The sequence below is a fragment of the Burkholderia sp. LMU1-1-1.1 genome (assembly GCF_040675865.1).
Taxonomy (GTDB): Bacteria; Pseudomonadota; Gammaproteobacteria; order Burkholderiales; family Burkholderiaceae_D; genus Rugamonas.
The window spans coordinates 540,389-555,905 of the sequence record NZ_JBEGHG010000001.1 but is presented as its reverse complement, the minus strand read 5'-3'; the positions used below and the strand labels follow the sequence as shown (position 1 = coordinate 555,905).

Annotated in this window: 9 protein-coding genes; 4 read left to right on the top strand and 5 right to left on the bottom strand. The window is 61.0% G+C overall.

Going from position 1 to position 15,517, the window contains the following annotated elements; genetic code table 11:
- Positions 1 to 35: 35 nt before the first annotated feature.
- From tagF to MRBLMU1_RS02195, 5 genes are read right to left on the bottom strand one after another with little or no spacing between them, the layout of a single operon-like run.
- On the bottom strand, positions 36 to 1,019 hold the full coding sequence (gene tagF, locus MRBLMU1_RS02215; protein ID WP_363496336.1) for a type VI secretion system-associated protein TagF: 984 nt from the start codon (positions 1,017 to 1,019) through the stop codon (positions 36 to 38).
- Positions 1,016 to 4,945: a type VI secretion system membrane subunit TssM gene (gene tssM, locus MRBLMU1_RS02210; RefSeq protein ID WP_363496467.1), complete on the bottom strand. Its 3,930-nt coding sequence runs from the start codon at positions 4,943 to 4,945 to the stop codon at positions 1,016 to 1,018. The genes tagF and tssM overlap by 4 nt, the downstream gene beginning before the upstream one ends.
- A 49-nt stretch (positions 4,946 to 4,994) precedes the next feature.
- Positions 4,995 to 6,431 carry a hypothetical protein gene (locus MRBLMU1_RS02205; RefSeq protein WP_363496333.1) on the bottom strand — a complete coding sequence of 479 codons (1,437 nt, stop codon included), beginning with the start codon at positions 6,429 to 6,431 and terminating at the stop codon, positions 4,995 to 4,997.
- A 36-nt stretch (positions 6,432 to 6,467) separates the two neighbouring features.
- Entirely contained in the window at positions 6,468 to 6,737 is a 270-nt protein-coding gene (locus MRBLMU1_RS02200) for a PAAR domain-containing protein (RefSeq protein WP_363496330.1), read from the bottom strand.
- Between the two features lie 9 nt (positions 6,738 to 6,746).
- Complete coding sequence (locus tag MRBLMU1_RS02195; protein WP_363496327.1) at positions 6,747 to 7,592, bottom strand: M15 family metallopeptidase; 846 nt, start codon at positions 7,590 to 7,592, stop codon at positions 6,747 to 6,749.
- 233 nt (positions 7,593 to 7,825) lie between these two features.
- Here MRBLMU1_RS02195 and MRBLMU1_RS02190 point away from each other — a divergent pair, with 233 nt between their 5' ends.
- Genes MRBLMU1_RS02190 through MRBLMU1_RS02175 form a run of 4 tightly spaced genes read left to right on the top strand, consistent with a single transcriptional unit; the run spans position 7,826 to position 15,443 of the window.
- Positions 7,826 to 8,635, top strand: a complete 810-nt coding sequence (locus MRBLMU1_RS02190) for a hypothetical protein (RefSeq protein ID WP_363496324.1) — start codon at positions 7,826 to 7,828, stop codon at positions 8,633 to 8,635.
- Positions 8,632 to 11,886, top strand: a complete 3,255-nt coding sequence (locus MRBLMU1_RS02185) for a type VI secretion system Vgr family protein (protein WP_363496321.1) — start codon at positions 8,632 to 8,634, stop codon at positions 11,884 to 11,886. Before MRBLMU1_RS02190 ends, MRBLMU1_RS02185 begins: the two co-directional genes overlap by 4 nt.
- Positions 11,887 to 14,361 (top strand): phospholipase D-like domain-containing protein, encoded by a 2,475-nt coding sequence (locus tag MRBLMU1_RS02180; protein WP_363496318.1) that lies wholly within the window; start codon positions 11,887 to 11,889, stop codon positions 14,359 to 14,361.
- Positions 14,358 to 15,443 carry a T6SS immunity protein Tli4 family protein gene (locus MRBLMU1_RS02175; protein ID WP_363496315.1) on the top strand — a complete coding sequence of 362 codons (1,086 nt, stop codon included), beginning with the start codon at positions 14,358 to 14,360 and terminating at the stop codon, positions 15,441 to 15,443. The genes MRBLMU1_RS02180 and MRBLMU1_RS02175 overlap by 4 nt, the downstream gene beginning before the upstream one ends.
- The last annotated feature ends 74 nt before the right edge of the window (positions 15,444 to 15,517 follow it).

Sequence of the window (15,517 nt, the reverse complement as noted above, 5' to 3'; positions counted from 1 at the left end):
ACTAATAAATACAGCTGTCCGGATAAAACGCATGATCAAGTTCCGATAAAGGCAGCGCGCACGGAGTCGCAGGCCGATTTGAGTGAAAGGTTGGGCTGGGCCAGGTAGGTCGAGACCTTTTTGATCGCGTAGTCGGCGTCGACCTGCTCCTCGACCCAGTCGAGCTCGTCGAAGGCGATATGGTGTTCGAGGCCGGCCTGCGGGTCCATGATCGCTTGCAGGGTCAGCGCCGAGGCGCCGCTAAAGCCCAGCACCAGCGCCGGACGCCCGCCCAGGCGGGTGGTGAACAGCGACAGCTCGAAGTCGGCGCGCATCAGGAACGGCGTGATCAGGTGCATCCAGAACGCGCCCACCAGGTTGCGGTACATCGGGTCCGACGGCAGCGGCAGCACCAGGCTTTTCTCCAGCCGGCTCGAGCTGCTGGCCATGACCGGCTGCAGCAGCAAGCCGAGCGCGAGCAGCACTTGCCGCACCGAACCGGGGAAGCCGGTCTGCGCCAGCATGGCATCCAGTCCGCCGACCGTTTGCAGGTCGAGGAAATCGTTGAAGGCCGCCTCGTAGGCGGCGCTGCGCAAGTCCACGTCGATGGTGCTGGCGGCGGCCGCCTGCAGCGCGCCGGCCGGCTCGGGCGCGGCCAGCACGCCGGCGCTGAGCGATTCGAACCGGTTCCACAGGCGCGACAGCACCAACGGGCTGTTGGGCACGAAGCCGGCCGGGTCTTCCACGTCCATCGTGCTCATCATGAGGAACGGGAAGCGCCGCTTGGACTGGTCGCTGCTGGCGACGATGTGGCCGGCGATCGCGCGTCCACGGCGCGGGCCGATGAAGGCGAAATGCAGCGGCGCCAGGGCGTCGTAGGTCAGCTTCCAGCGCGTGTCGGCGCTCAGCAGGTCCATCGCCTGTGCCAGCCAGGCGTCGAGGATGTTGATCAGGGCCGGATTCTCGCTGGCCTTGACGAAGTCGCCCCGGCTGGGAATCTTGCCGAAGTAACCGATGGAGATCGGGGTGGCGCGGCTCATGGCTGGCTCCTTGGTGCGGCCGGCGCCGCCGCCGGCGCGGCTGCCGCCGGGGTGGCGGCAGCGGCAGGGGCGGCAGGTGCGGCGACGGGCGCCGGCGCGGTGATGATTTCGGGCAGGCGCATGCGGCGGAAGCCTGCGGCGGAGCCGGGTGGCGGCGCGGCGGCCGGGGCCGCCTGCGTGGTGCCCACGATCTTCAGGTTGGCGCGCACGACGACGTTGCTGTTGTCCCAGCTCAGTTCGAACACGCCGCTGTCCTTGCGGGTGCGCTTGGCGGCGTCGATCATCTTCTTCAGGCCGAAGTGGCCCGGCTCGTTGAGCAGCACCACGGTGCGGCCCTCGGGCGTGATGGCGGTGATGCGCGAGCCCGGCGTGCCTTGCGGATTCGGCCACACCATGTGTACGAACGGCTGCGGCTGGCCGCGCCAGCGCAGCGCCTGGCCGTCGATCTCGATGGTGAACTCGGTGGCGCCAGTCGCGCCCAGCGCCTGCACGTCGAAGCGCGTCTGCGACTCGGCCGCGCCGGCCTGGGCGGCCACGCCGCCGGCCGACAGCGGCGCGACCCAGCTCGGGAAGCTGGCGATCACGCCGGGCGCCAGGTTGATGCCCATGTTGGCCCAGGTCTTGGCGCTGAGGGTGTCGCCGCGACGCACCACCAACGGTCCGATGGTGGTGTTGAAGTATTTCGCGATGGCGCCGTCCGGGCCGAACATCTGGCCGATCTCGGCGTCGGTGGCTTCCACCCGCGATTCCGGCGCGAACGGATACTTGAGCGCCAGGCTGCGGTTGAACGGTTCCAGCACCTGCGCGGTCCAGACCTTGTTGATCTCGGTCTCGGTCGGGCGCACGATGACGGCGAAGGTTTGCATCAGCGGACGCACCAGCAGCGGACGGATCGCTTGCCGTTGCTGGTCGGTCATGCCGACCAGCATCTGCTCGTCGACATACTTGAGCGCCTCGGCCAGCTCGGAGCCGGCGCCGTCGAGCGTCTGCTGCATGAACTGCTTGGCGCCGGGGCCGGTGTCGCCCTGGTTCTTGATCTGGTTGAAGCGGCCGCGCAGCTTGGACAGCGCGTCCATGTAGCCGCCGATCAGGGTCGCGCCCTTGTCCTTGCTGACCACCAGCTTGGCGACGCCGGAGAACTCGCGTCCGACCGGTCCCATCGGGATCGGCGCACTGCCGGCGGCGGCGCTGGTGTTGATGTTGACGTCGATGCCCGACGGCTTCTGGCGCAGGATGGTTTGCTTGAACCACTCGACCACGCCGCGCTGCGCGCGCTGCAGGCCGGCGTCGATCAGCGACGGGTTGTCCCAAGAGGTTTGCTCGTAGACCGTTTTGATCAGCTTGTCGATCGGCGATGACTGCGGGTCGCCCAAGCGGTTCATGGCGCTGGCGGCCTGGTCGAAGCCGTTCAGTTCGCGGATGCTCACGCCCTGGATGAACTTCTGCCATTCCTTGGCGTAGTCGTTCTTGTACAGTTCAAGCAGCGCCTTCTGGATCTGTTCCGGGCTGCCTTCCAAGGTCAAGTCGTCCTTGGCGGCGGTCTTCAGCACCCAATCCGAGCTTTGCAGCTCGCGGTTGGCGGCGTCGCGGAAAGCTTCCTGGATGAACTTGTCCCAGGCTTCGCGCGTGAAGGTGCCCGGGATGGCGTAGCTGCCGACCACCAGCTCCTTGTCCTGCTCGCCGACGATGCGGGCCACCGTCATCGACGGGAAGCGGGTGGCGGCGCGCGCCTTGACGTCGGCGTAGACACGTTCGCGCGCCGGCAGGCCGCGCACCACTTTGCGCAGATTGTCGCGGCTCTGGTCGACCAGGGCCAGCTTGGGTTCGATGGTCGGCCACGACGGATCGCTCATCTGGCTCAGGTAGAACGAGATCATGCGCTCAGCGCTGCGGATCATCTGCTCGCGCGGCATGGTGCCGCGATTGCTGTCGAGCCATACGCGCCAGAAGCGGGTCAGCTGGTCGTTCAGGTGGCTGGCTTCGGCGCGCGACTTGTCGGTCAACATCAGATAGGTCTTGAGCGCGTTGTAGGCGTCCTCGACGTTGGCCGGGTTGGCGTCCTTGAATTGCAGCGCGCCGAAGTTGACGGCGGCGGCCGGCGACAGGGCCACCGTGCCGGGCAGCGCGCCCGGTGCGGCGCCGGGGGCCACGGCGGGAACGACCGCGCCCGGGGCCGCAGGGAGGGCGCCGGCCGCCGGCGCGGCGGCGGCGTTGACCGCACCCGACTGCGGCGGACGCGACATCGGCTCGAGCTTGTCGGCGCCGCTGTTGACTTCGCCCAGGAAGGCTTCGATCGACTGGCCGACCGGTTTGAGCATCACTTCCTTCAGGCCGGAGAAGTATTCCTCACGCAGCTTGCGCTCCAGGAACTCGCCCTGGTACAGGCCCAAGCCCAGCGACAACGGACGGTCGGTGCGGTACGATTCGAGCTGTTCGATGCGGTCTTGCAGGATTTCCAGCGCCTCGAAGCGCGACGCCAGGTCCAGGCGTTTTTCCTGCACCTTGACCGCCTGCGCCAGATCGGCCTGGACGTTGTTGACCAGCTGGCGGTTGGCCAGGTAGGACCAGCTCCAGCCGCCCAGCGCCAGGCCGACCAGCGCCATGGCGCCGAAGAAGGTGGCGTAGCGCATGCGCGTCTTGGCCGGGCTGGCGTACTGCGCCACCAGGTCCTTGTCGGCGAAGATCACCTTGCGGAACAGGTTGAGCAGGAAGTAGCCGTGCTGGTCGTGCACCTCGGACTGGGCCGCCGGCAGCATCTGCAAATCGAAACGGTGGGCGACGCGCTCGGACGAGGCCGAAACGGATTCGCCTTCCTGCAGCGCGCTGGTGAAGTAGAAGCCGCGGAACACCGGCTTGAACTGGAACGGGTTTTCCTCGAACAGGGTGGCGATGAAGGTGCGCAGCGGTCCCTTGATCGAGCTGAACTCCAGCGGGAAGGTGAACACGCCCGGCGGCATGCGTTCGCGCCACTGCAAGGCCATGTTGGCCAGGCTCAGGTCCTTGAGGCCGTCGTAGAGCTCGTCGAAGCGCTGGTCGAACTGTTCCAGCACGTCCTGCTTGGAGTTGGTCTGGCTGTAGGGCAGGGTGGCGCCCCATACTTTATCGCGCTCGCCGCGTTCGGCGTCCTGGAAGAACTCGTTGAAACCGGTGATCAGGTCGGCCTTGGTGAACACCACGTAGACCGGCGCGTGCACTTCGAGCTTCTCGGTCAGCTCCTGCACGCGCTGGCGCAGGTTCTTGGCCAGGTTGATGGCGAACTCGGGACGGCTGCCGGTCAGTTCGGCGACGCTGACGGCGATGATGATGCCGTTGATCGGCGCGCGCTTGCGGTACTTTTTCAGCAGGCCGAGGAAGCCCAGCCATTCGGCGCGGTCTTCCTCGCCGACCGAGTAGCGGCCGGCCGTGTCGAGCAGGATGCCGTCGGTGGTGAAGAACCAGTCGCAGTTGCGGGTCCCGCCGACGCCCTGGACGATCTTGCTGTCGGCGAAGGGGAACTGCAGGCCCGAGCTGGCGATCGCCGTGCTTTTGCCGGCGGCCGGGTTGCCGATCACCATATACCACGGCAACTCATACAGCGCGGCGTCGCCCGAGAGCTGGCCCAGCTTGGAGGTCTTGATGGTGCCGATGGCCTCCATCATGCGCTTGCGCAGCGCCTCGTTTTCCTCGCGCTGGGCGGCGTCGGCCTTGGACGCGCCGGTCTGCTGCTCGAGCATGCCGCCGAAGGCGGCGCCGGAACGCTGGCGCCGGTGGCGCTTGAACAGCCAGACGGCGCCGTAGAGCAGCAGCGCGGCCAGAAGCACGATCAATACCCATTTAAAGGAAATCTCGAAGACGGCGGCGGCGATCAGCAGCGCGGCGGCAAAGGCCGCGAAGCCGATCACGGCCAGGCTGAAGCGAGCGGTGAGAAAGTGCCAGAATCGTTGCATCATAGTGGGGCTAAAGGGGCTAAGGCGTACTTGGGTTGAGTGAAATGGTTCATGCCGTGGCCGTCGCTGTCGGGGCGGCTTGCGCCGTCAGCAGCACGGCGCCGCGGTGGAATGGATCGAGATTGGTCACGCACAGCGCCGGGCCTTTGCCGTCGCGCACCTGCTGCTGCGCCAGCACCAGCGCGGCCAGGGTCGAGACGGCGCCGGCGTCGCCGCAGGCGGCGCCGACGGTCAGCAACTGCTCGCCCGGATCGAGCTCGGGCAGGGTGGCGCTGGCCATGGCCAGCAATTCGGTCATGCGGGTGACGCGCTGGTCGCTGTCAGCGGCCAGTATGGCGATGTTGGCGGCATCGACGCCGGCCGTGCCGATCGCTTGCGCGGTCAGCTCGGCCAACAGGTTGATGTCGCCGCGCGACTTGGTGTCGGCCGAGGCGGCGCGCAGCGCGCCGCTGGCGGGATACATCAACGGGGCGCGGTCGTCCTCGAACAGGACACCCTGGGCGGCGTCGGCCAGCAGCAGGCCGGCCGCGCCTTCACCCGGGATGCGGCCTTGCGGATGGTCGCTGTCGAACAGGATGCCGTGGTCGGCCCAGTCCTGCACGCTGGCCTCGCCGATGCGCGAGCCGCACGCCAGCACCAGGCACAGCAAGGGCTGTTCCTCCTGCCGCGCCTGGTTCGCCAACTGGCTGATCAGCGTCAGCGGTGCTTGGCCGTGGACGGCCAGCAGCGGCGGCGCCAGGCGCGCCACCGGCCAGCCGTAGCGGGCCACGAGATGGCGCAGCCAGCCGGTCGCGGCCGCACGCTGGGCGTCGGTCCATTCGGCCGGCAGCAAGCCGATCACATGCAGGGGTGGCAGTGGCGGCAAAGGTTTGCCGGCGTTGGCCGCCTCCACGTAGGGCGGCAGGGCCGGGTGCTGGCCCAGTTCGGCGGCCAGATCGGTGGCGACTTCGCTGCCGAGCGCCAGCGCGCGCCATTGCTCGTCGCTGAAATCGGTGTCCAGGTGGTGGGCGCGCAGCCATTCGTCCATCGCGTCTTGTTGCGCCGCGACGTCGACGTTGTCGACCCTGCCGCTGAGGATGGGGTAGCCGCTATCATTGAGCAACTCCGGATCGAGGGTCAGATTGGCTTTGCGCGACAACAGCGCGTCGGCCAATTGCGCGGCGCTGTCGCCGTGCGGCATGCGCAGCGCGCCGGCCAGCACGGTCAGCGTGGCGGCGGGGGCTGTGGCGGGTGCCGTTTGCGTGGCGGTGTCAGCGGCCGCGCCGGCGGCTGCCTTGGCGGCGGCGGAAGCGGCGCCGGCGGCGGCCAGCAGCTTGCTTCCACCCCACACCAGCAGCACCAACAGCAGCGGCAACAGCAGCAAGTAGATCAGCAAGTCGTCGGTGCCGGGCATGCGGCGCGTCTCGCGCCAATACCATACCGCGCCCAGCCAGCAGGCGGCGAAGGCGGCGGCGACGATGAGGCTACGGCTCAACCAGGGGCGCATCAGTGGCGTCCATCCATTTGTGTACGTCCCATGCGTCTAGACCTGGTCCGTGGTGGCTTGCTGGGTGGCGATCAGGGTGGCGCCGCAACTGGTCTTGTCGCCGTGGCGGGCGACCGCCTTGCCGTCGACGATCATGGTCGGGTCGCCGCTGGCGATCACGCACGGTTCGTGGCCGCGTTTGGGGCAGCTGACCTTGTCTCCGACGCGGGCGATCGCGATGCCGCCGCTCTCGCTCAGCGGCGAGGCGCTCAGCACCACGCCGCCGTGCGACGTCTTGTCTCCCAACCGTATCACCGGACCAGCCATCTTGTCTCCCTATCCTTTTCGTTTCATCACGCCGGGCACGCGCAACTCGGTGTGCCCGAAGTCCATCATTTTCCAGCGGCCGCCCCAGGTCAGGCCGACCGACTCGGCCACTTGGCCGTACAGTTCGTATCCGCGCATGGCCCACGGATCTTTTTCCGAGATCACCAGCTTGCCGTCGCGCAGGAAGGCGCAGTCGGCGGCCAGGCCATACTGGTGCCAGCTCTGGAAGGCGGCCGCGTTGGTGACGTTGCTGCCCATGCCCGCCAGCATGTTCTGGCGCTCGGGACTGCGGTAGCCCTCCAGGATCGCCATATCATAACCGTGTTGCTCTTTCATTATCTTAAATACCGTCAACAAGCGCTGGGTATATTCCGCATCCATCAGCGACCAGTTGCGGCTGGCCGAGACGAGCATCGGGCGCTCGCGCTCGATTTCCGCCGTGGCGAACACGGTCGGCGGCAGCGCAACCGGCGGCACCAGCTCCTCGCCCTGCAACAGTCCGGCCACCTGGGAGTTTACCTCGCGGGTAGAGACGTCGTAGGCAGCCAGCATGTTCTTGCCGCTCGCCAGGAAGGCCAAGGTCGGTGGCAGGCTGAGCAGCAGGAGCCCGGCCAAACACAACAGGTAATGGCGCTTGGCGAACGCGGCCAAGCCCTGGGCCGTGGCCGCGCCCGATTGCAGCAACACCTCGGCGCCGACCGCTTGCCGCCGCTTCAGGCCGGCGAAGCGCCGCTGCAGCGCGGCTTCGGCTCGCGCCGCCCGCTCCAGCACAAAGGCGCGGCCGGCCGGGAACAGCGCTAGCCAGCTGATCAGGCAAGCCAGCAGAAAATAAAGCACCACCGCCAGTAAAAACACGACTACCTCAACCCTCACCACGTTAATCGGCGCCCTGCGGCGGCCACTTGTACAAACTTTCTTTACTGCCAGATTAATTATTGCTTGAGAGTATATCTTACTAGTCTGATAATGGCATGACTATTCCATTCAATTGTGCGCATGTTCCGTGCGCGTTCAGTTAACGTTCTAACATGCGTCGCATCGCTGTTGAATATAGTAAAGTATTGCAATAACTGACAGGAGTTCGTATTTTGCAACGAAAAGATGAGAGTCCCAAACCTTCCCGGCCGAGTTTGTTGACCCCGGCGCAGCAGGAAGAGGCGGACCGCAACCGCATATTGTCCACGCTTGAGTCCGGCAGTGGCGCAGGCAAGCCGGCAGCCAAGCGTGGCCGTGGGCGCCTGGCGTGGGTGGGACTGGGCGTGGCCTTGTTGGGGGTGGTGGTGGGCATCGGTGCGTATGTGACGCGCGAGAACGCGCACAATGAGGTGATGACGTCGGTCGCGGCGGCCAGCAAGGACCTGCCGCCGGCCCCGGCCGCTGCCACGCCGGCCGTTCCGGCCGAGGTGTCGGCCGACGAGGTGCTGGCGTCCGCCGCGCCGGCGGCCGTCATCAACGACGACCGGGCCGCCCAGCAGGCGCCGGTCAAGCAGGAAAGCCTGAGCGAAATGCTCAACGCCGGCGGCGAACCGGCGGCCAAGCCTGGCCACGATGTGCTCAGCAAGGCGCTGGAGACGCCGTCGGCCGGCGCGCCCGCGCCAGCGAAAAGCGCGGCCAAACCGGTGCCCAAGCCCAAGCCGAAGCCGGCGGCCAAGGAAGTCAAGAAGGCCCCGAGCGAACCGGCGACCACGCCGGAACAGGAAAGCGATATCGCCTTGCTGTCGGCGCTGGTGGCGCACGCGCAGGCCGCCGACAGGGCCGAGGCGCCCAAGAAACCCCGACTCAGCCTGAAAGAACAGCTGGCCCAGTGCAAGAAATTCGGTAAGAGTAAGGCTGCCGAATGCCGCGAGCGTATTTGCGAAGGCCGAACCAAGACTGGCGACTGCAAGGTGGTGAAATGAGTTTTTCCTTGGTGGACCAAGTGGTCGGCGCGCTGGCGGAATTCACCAGCGCCACCCGGCTGTACGCGCTCAGCTTCGGCGATGAGGGTCCGGCCCTGATGGTCGAGGCCTTTGCCGCCGACGAGGGCTTGCAGGCGATCGGCGCGCGCGACATCATCGCCCTGTCGACCGACGCGCACCTCGAACTGGCGCCCTTGCTGGGCAAGCCGGCCACGCTGGAAGCCAGCCTGGCCGACGGCACCCGCGCGCGCTTTAGCGGCTTGGTCAGCGAAGCGGCGATGCTGGGCAGCTTCGGCGGCCTGGCGCGCTACCGCCTGCGCCTGACGCCGTGGTTATGGCGCCTGGGCCAGGTGCGCAACAGCCGCGTATGGCAAGACAAGACCGTGATCGAGATCGTCGAGGCGGTGTTCCAGGAACACGCGCCGCTGGCGGCATGGCGCTGGAGCGACGAGACGGCGCCGTTCATGGCCGCCGCCGGCGCGCGCAGCTATTGCTGCCAGTACCGCGAGTCCGACTTCGACTTCATCACCCGGCTGCTGACCGAAGAAGGGCTGGCCTGGCGCTTCGAGGAGACCGACGACGGCCACACCATGGTGCTGTTCGCCAATAGCAGCGAAACCAGTGCCACGCCCGAGGACGCCAGCAGCGCGGCCGGGGGCGGCATCCGCTTCCACGGCGCGCGCGTGGGCGAATCGGCCGACACCATCCAGGCGCTGCGCGCGCACCGCAGCCTGCGCGCCGCGCTCAGCACCGTTCTGAGCTACGACTACAAGGCCAAGAGCGCCGTCAGCGCCAGCGTGCCGACCAACCAGCCGGTCGGCGGCGCCAACGCGCCGATGCTGGAAAGCTACGACACGCCCGGCCAGTACTTCTTTTCCGACGGCGGGCAGGCGCAACGCTACGCACTGCTGCAAATGGAGGCCAACGAAGCGCGCCGGCACCTGTGGGACGCGCGTTCGACGGTGCGCACCTTGCGCCCCGGCACCCGTTTCACGTTGACGCAAGGTCCGCTGGCGGGCGGCGAGGCCAACCCGGCCTACGTGGTGCTGCGCGTGGTCAGCGTGGGCGTGAACAACCTGCCGACTCCGGCCAAGCAGGGCCTCGAAGAACTGTTCGGACCGATACCGGAGTTGCTGGAGGAATCGCTGCGCGAGCAGCCGGAGGACTTCGCCGCCGTCATCGCCCAAGCCGGCGACAGTGGTTACGCCAACCACTTCGAGGCGATCGCGGCCGACACGCCGTGGCGTCCGGTGGTGGGCGAGAACGGCCTGCGCCACCACCCCAAACCGACCGCGCACGGCAGCCAGAGCGCCATCGTGGTCGGGGTCGACGGCGGTAGCAGCGCCAACGGCGCCGACGAAATCTATTGCGACAAGCTGGGCCGGGTGCGCATTCGCTTCCACTGGCAGCAGGACGCCAGCGCCACCTGCTGGGTGCGCGTGGCGCAGCGCTCGGCCGGCGGCGGCATGGGCAGCCAGTTCCTGCCGCGCATCGGGCAAGAGGTGCTGGTGCAATTCCTCGAAAACGATATCGACCGCCCCATCATCGTCGGCGCGCTCTACAACGGACAGGGCGAGGGCGGCCAAGCGCCCACGCCGGGCGGCAAGAGCGACCGCGACAGCGACACCGCCGTGTTCCAGTCGGCGCACGACCATGGCGTCTCGGGGCAGGGCAACGTCGCCGGCGGCAACAGCCCGCTGTGGCACGGCGCCGCCGCCGACAGCGCCGGCCACCGCAACAGCGCCGCGCAATGGGGCATCCGCAGCAAGGAGTTCGGCGGCGCCGGTTACAACCAGCTGCTGTTTGACGACACCGACAACCAGGGCCGCATCCAGCTCAAGAGCAGCCACGCGGCCAGCGAGCTGAACCTCGGGCACTTGATCCACGCGGCCGACAACTATCGCGGCAGCCTGCGCGGCACCGGCGCGGAACTGCGCACCGACGGCTACGGCGCTGTACGGGCTGGGGCTGGATTGCTGGTGTCGAGCTACAAGATCATGCATGGCGCCGACGCGCGCGATCCGGCCGGCGACAACAGCGCCGGCATGGCATTGCTTAAGCAGGCTGTGATGCTGGGCGAGACCTTCAGCGGCGCGGCTAAGACACATGAGACGGTGGCGTATGCCAGTCATCTTGGCGCGGCGGAAGCGAATAGCAGCCGGCTCGACGACAAGGCGCCGCCGTTGAAGGCGATGTTAACCGCCACCTCGGGCATGTTGAGCCAGGAGAGTGTCGACGCAGCCAAGGCCGAGGCGCCTGAGAGGCCGGTAGCGCCGGGGGACGACAAGCTGCCCCACACCAGCGGCGCCATCATCGCCATCGCGGCCAAGGCAGGGCTGGGCGTGTTGGCCGGGCAGAACCTGCAACTGGCCAACGGCGAGACCATCACTTTGATGAGCGGGCAGGACACACAGTTCGCAACCGGTGGGCAGATGCGTGTACACAGCGGCCAAGCCATCGGCATGCTGGGAGGAGCTGTTAAAGCCGGGGACTATAATGTCGGATTGCAGCTGATTGCGGCAAAAGATGCGATCGATCTGCAGGCGCAGGCTAATGTTCTCAACGTTCAGGCGCGCGATCAGGTCGACGTCATCAGTGCCAACGCGCACATCGACTGGGCGGCAGCCACCAGTATCAGCTTATCGACTGCCGGAGGCGCGAATATCACGATCGCAGGGGGGAATATCACGGTGCAGTGTCCGGGTAAGATAACAATTCACGCCGCGAAAAAAAGCTTTACCGGGCCCGAGCGCTCGAACTACCGAATGCCGGCTCTGCCTCGGAGTGCGATTGTAGATAGGCTCGTAAAATTTGATATGCGGTTGCAAGATGTGCCCGGACTGACGGCTGAGCCGTATCCGAACTCGGATTGGCGCGTTGTCCGTGCAGCATCTCCTAAGTCCGCGTTGGGCAGTGAGGAAATTATCTTATCTGGCTGTAGCGACGATGATGGAAATATAGCGCTGCAAGAGGCCGAAGAAAAATTATTGCAAGAAGAATATAACAAAACTCCAAACGCACTGTGGGTGGTGGCAAACAGTCACGCTCGTGAATTAGTCATTAAATCTCAGAATGAAAATTGGTCCAGTTCAGATGGTTTTTATCAGGGCTTGAATGCACTGGGTTATACGGATGATTATCTATCTGTGAACGGTACTGATGTCGAAGATTTTTTTGCCAAGGTCGCGCGGCAAGATCTAGGCATATCTTCGGGTGTGTCGTTACTTAAAAAAATAAACAGGAATTCTTAAATGAGCGGTTCTTCCGGCATAGAAAGTACAAGAACAATTCATCAGATCGTCGATGATGAGGGAAATCCTTCTATCGCGGCGCACACTGAGCCGCTTTGGGTGGATCGCTCGTCAACGAATGTGTTTTCTTTTCCAACATCGGGTAATAAAATAAAGCCTTTTACGACTGGAGCGGCTTACTTTAATGATCTGATTGAAGTTTTTAAAAACGCGAAGTTTGAGATATGCATCGCCGGGTGGCAGGTTAATTGGGACGCCTTATTAAATAAAGATGGAATGCGTTTGTATGACTTGCTATATTTATGCGCCCGCAAAGGGGTAGATATTTATGTTATGCCTTGGAATGATACGGAGCCAGTCCAAACGTATGATGACCAAACCAAGGTCGTGCTAGAAAGTATCAATTCAAGAATAGCAAAAGATGGCCTCCCGAAGAAAGTGCATGTGGTGCTGTCCTCATCCATGGCAGAGCGGAATAATGCCTACTTTAGTCATCACCAAAAACAGGTTGTCGTTGACCGACAGTTTGCGTATGTTGGCGGTATAGATTTAGCGTATGGACGAATGGACGACGCAAACTACGATTTGACCCCTAATGCAGATGGCAGGATGGTCTTGAATCGTTATAATCCATGCGTGCCTCCAGTCGCGGAAATTAAAAAAAACGACTCAAAAATTGTCGATCCTGATTTGATGACCGGCATGATGGATGTTTCACCTGTGGTTACGCCCCACAGTCACCAAGTCATAGATAGTAGTAAAAAGACGCAACATGATAGGCTGGTTGCCGGTGGATGGCAAGTCCGCTATGGAGGTGCTGGAACAACAGATGTGCTGGCCAACAGCGGCTCGTATTCATCAAATACACCTGTCTATCTTGAGTTAGACCCTAACTTGCAACCGCGAATGCCTTGGCAGGATGTCCATTGCAAGATTGAGGGGCCGGCGGTTTCCGATCTTTTGCGAAATTTTGTGCTGCGTTGGAATTGTATTTCAAAGAAACATTTGAAATTGCCCAAACCTGCTGCCGAGTATGCGCGCGCCGGAAATGCGAGTATTCAGGTGTTACGCAGTGCGTCCGCCCTGCACTGCAAGACCGAGATTGACGAAAATGGCTTGAAGCAACGGCAGGGAACACAGACGGATATTTATGTTGCGATGAAAAATATGATCGCAAAGGCTAGGCGATTTATTTATATAGAAAATCAATTTTTTGTTTCAGATTTCGGTGAAATCGGTGGCGAGGTATCTTCTCTCTCTCCTGCTGGACAGTTTATTAAAACAGGCCCGTCGGGAATAACAGACATGACAATGAGGCTGGTCAGGATGGCTTCGCAAGGGAATGCGGCCGAGATGGACCAATTGCCTAAAAATACTATCTTAAAATCCCTGCTTGCTCGGTTTAGGGAAATCATTGTTGATGATATAAAAAAACCAAAATTCCATTTGTATGTCACGCTGCCTGTACATCCTGAAGGCTCTGTTTTAGACGCCTCTATAGCAGTACAAGTGTACTACACGATGCAAACTTTGGTTTTTGGTAGCCATAGCCTAATCAATGGATTGAAACGGTTAATCAAGGCGCGTGAACTTAAAGACAAGAAAGATCCAAATTTTGCTAAAGTTATTGAGGATCCGGATAACAAACAGTATGAAGACGTTAGTTTGGCTGAATGCTATGAGTATGTCACTCTGTTGAATTTGAGAAACTGGGCGAAATTAAAAAATAACTACGTGACTGAGCAGATATACGTACATAGTAAATTAATGATCGTGGATGACAGATTTGCTATTCTTGGTAGTGCGAACATTAATGATAGGAGTATGCTTGGTGAGCGGGACTCCGAGTTGGCTGTGATGGTGATGGATGACGATGTGGGTCGCGCTGATATTAATGGCAAGGGTAGCAATCAGCCGATTCGGGTTTTTGCGCATGATTTGCGAATAAAGATTTGGAGCAAGCTATTTGGGATCGGCCTTGGTTCTCGAGCCGCTGACCTCAAGCAAGCCATAGAAGCGCCTGGTAGTCCTGAAAGCTGGAAATTGATTCAGAAACAAGCCGAAAAAAATGCAGAATTATTTGAGGCTGCATTTGCCTATATACCTAGAAATTTTATTCAGAAGAAAACAGGCAAAAAGACATATGCATCTATTATTCCGACTTGGGATGACGAGGCACCTCTTCCTAAAGGAGCAAAATGGTCGAGTGGCAATATCGGCGCGCCATTGCCCTCACAGGAAGATTTCTGGAAAGACGCACAGTATAATCCAGCCGTAAAGAATCTGGATAAAGTCAAGGGCTTTATTACCGCGCTTCCGGTTGAATGGACTCGTGGCGAGAACATACGTATCAAGTATCCAACTGCAATTATCGTCAACAATCAAAGAAATAATGGACCGCTGGAAACCGAACCTGATGAGGTTCTTGTGGCTGAAAATAAAAATAGAGATGTATCGTCAAGGGCGCAAACGTGAAATTTAAGCATCGATTTGCATTACTGGCCGTCTTAACGCCGCTATTTTGCCATGCCGAATCGTCGAGCATCGTGGCTGAATGCGTCGGCAACCTTAATATTGATTTTCCGAGTGAAGTCGAAGTCGCTGCGAACTCTGCTGGCATGTTAATTAAAGAGCATGATGTTGGCTCGATCCAGCCCACCTTTGAATTTCTAGATGGTGAAAAATCTGGATTTTCCTCGATGCACTACAATGGGAAATTATTTACTAGTCATATTTTAAATGATAAACAAAGAACTCAAATGTTCCAGTTGCAAGAAAAGATGAAGGCAACCGCGAGACAATTTGCAAGTAAGCAAGAAAAAAAAGATAAGAGTGCAGGGTTCGGGGATGTGAATATTGGCCCTGCCAGCGGTGTGGCTTTTCACGTTGGCGGGAGCTTTTCCACTTCAGTCTTCACACATGGACATATGTTATGGCTTCAATCGAGTGTAGCTGAAAGTGAAGCTGTCAAATACAAAAAAGATTTGATTGATTTTGTGAAAAATCTCTCTTATCGTCCAATTGGTCTTGTGCCTAAATCTCAAGGGCTGTGCTTCCCATATTTCTTCGCTGCGGTCGAACCGAGCGGCAATGCGAACCGCAGAAAGATCTCGGCTATGTATCGCCTGAAGCAACACCCAGATATTACTATCTGGATTGAGGATTCCGATGCCACAGTTTCTCTCGCGGACAAGTTGGAGAAGGTAGATTCACCAAGAGAGCGGATTAACGAATTCTGGACGCAATACGAAAATAATCCGGGTATCGAAAAAATAGAAAGCGAATGGAGTCTTCCCAGTGGACGAAAAGTTACCATCGGTAAAAATTCTGGATTGGCTTCGTTTGTGCGAATACACCGTAAGGGGGGGGTGGTCGATTATGGATATATGGCTACGGCTTATGGCGATGCTGAAAAGCAGGCATCTAACGTCAATTTCTTTGTAATCAGAAGGTCTGAGAATTCTAAGGCCAAGGGGATAACTCCGGTTACTGCTGAGGAATTCATAAAATTATCTCAAGACATAGTTTCGACGATAAAGATCCGAACCGCTTTGTGATTTTTGGCTGTTGCATTCTTTTTTTTCCGTCTTTACACATCGCTTAAGAAGTCACTGAACAGAAATATCAGTTG

What these genes read in the sequence shown, in the direction of transcription:
- tagF (WP_363496336.1), bottom strand. Translation starts at nt 1,019, where the DNA reads ATGAGCCGCGCCACCCCGATCTCCATCGGTTACTTCGGCAAGATTCCC.
- tssM (WP_363496467.1), bottom strand. Translation starts at nt 4,945, where the DNA reads ATGCAACGATTCTGGCACTTTCTCACCGCTCGCTTCAGCCTGGCCGTG.
- MRBLMU1_RS02205 (WP_363496333.1), bottom strand. Translation starts at nt 6,431, where the DNA reads ATGCGCCCCTGGTTGAGCCGTAGCCTCATCGTCGCCGCCGCCTTCGCC.
- MRBLMU1_RS02200 (WP_363496330.1), bottom strand. Translation starts at nt 6,737, where the DNA reads ATGGCTGGTCCGGTGATACGGTTGGGAGACAAGACGTCGCACGGCGGC.
- MRBLMU1_RS02185 (WP_363496321.1), top strand. Translation starts at nt 8,632, where the DNA reads ATGAGTTTTTCCTTGGTGGACCAAGTGGTCGGCGCGCTGGCGGAATTC.
- MRBLMU1_RS02180 (WP_363496318.1), top strand. Translation starts at nt 11,887, where the DNA reads ATGAGCGGTTCTTCCGGCATAGAAAGTACAAGAACAATTCATCAGATC.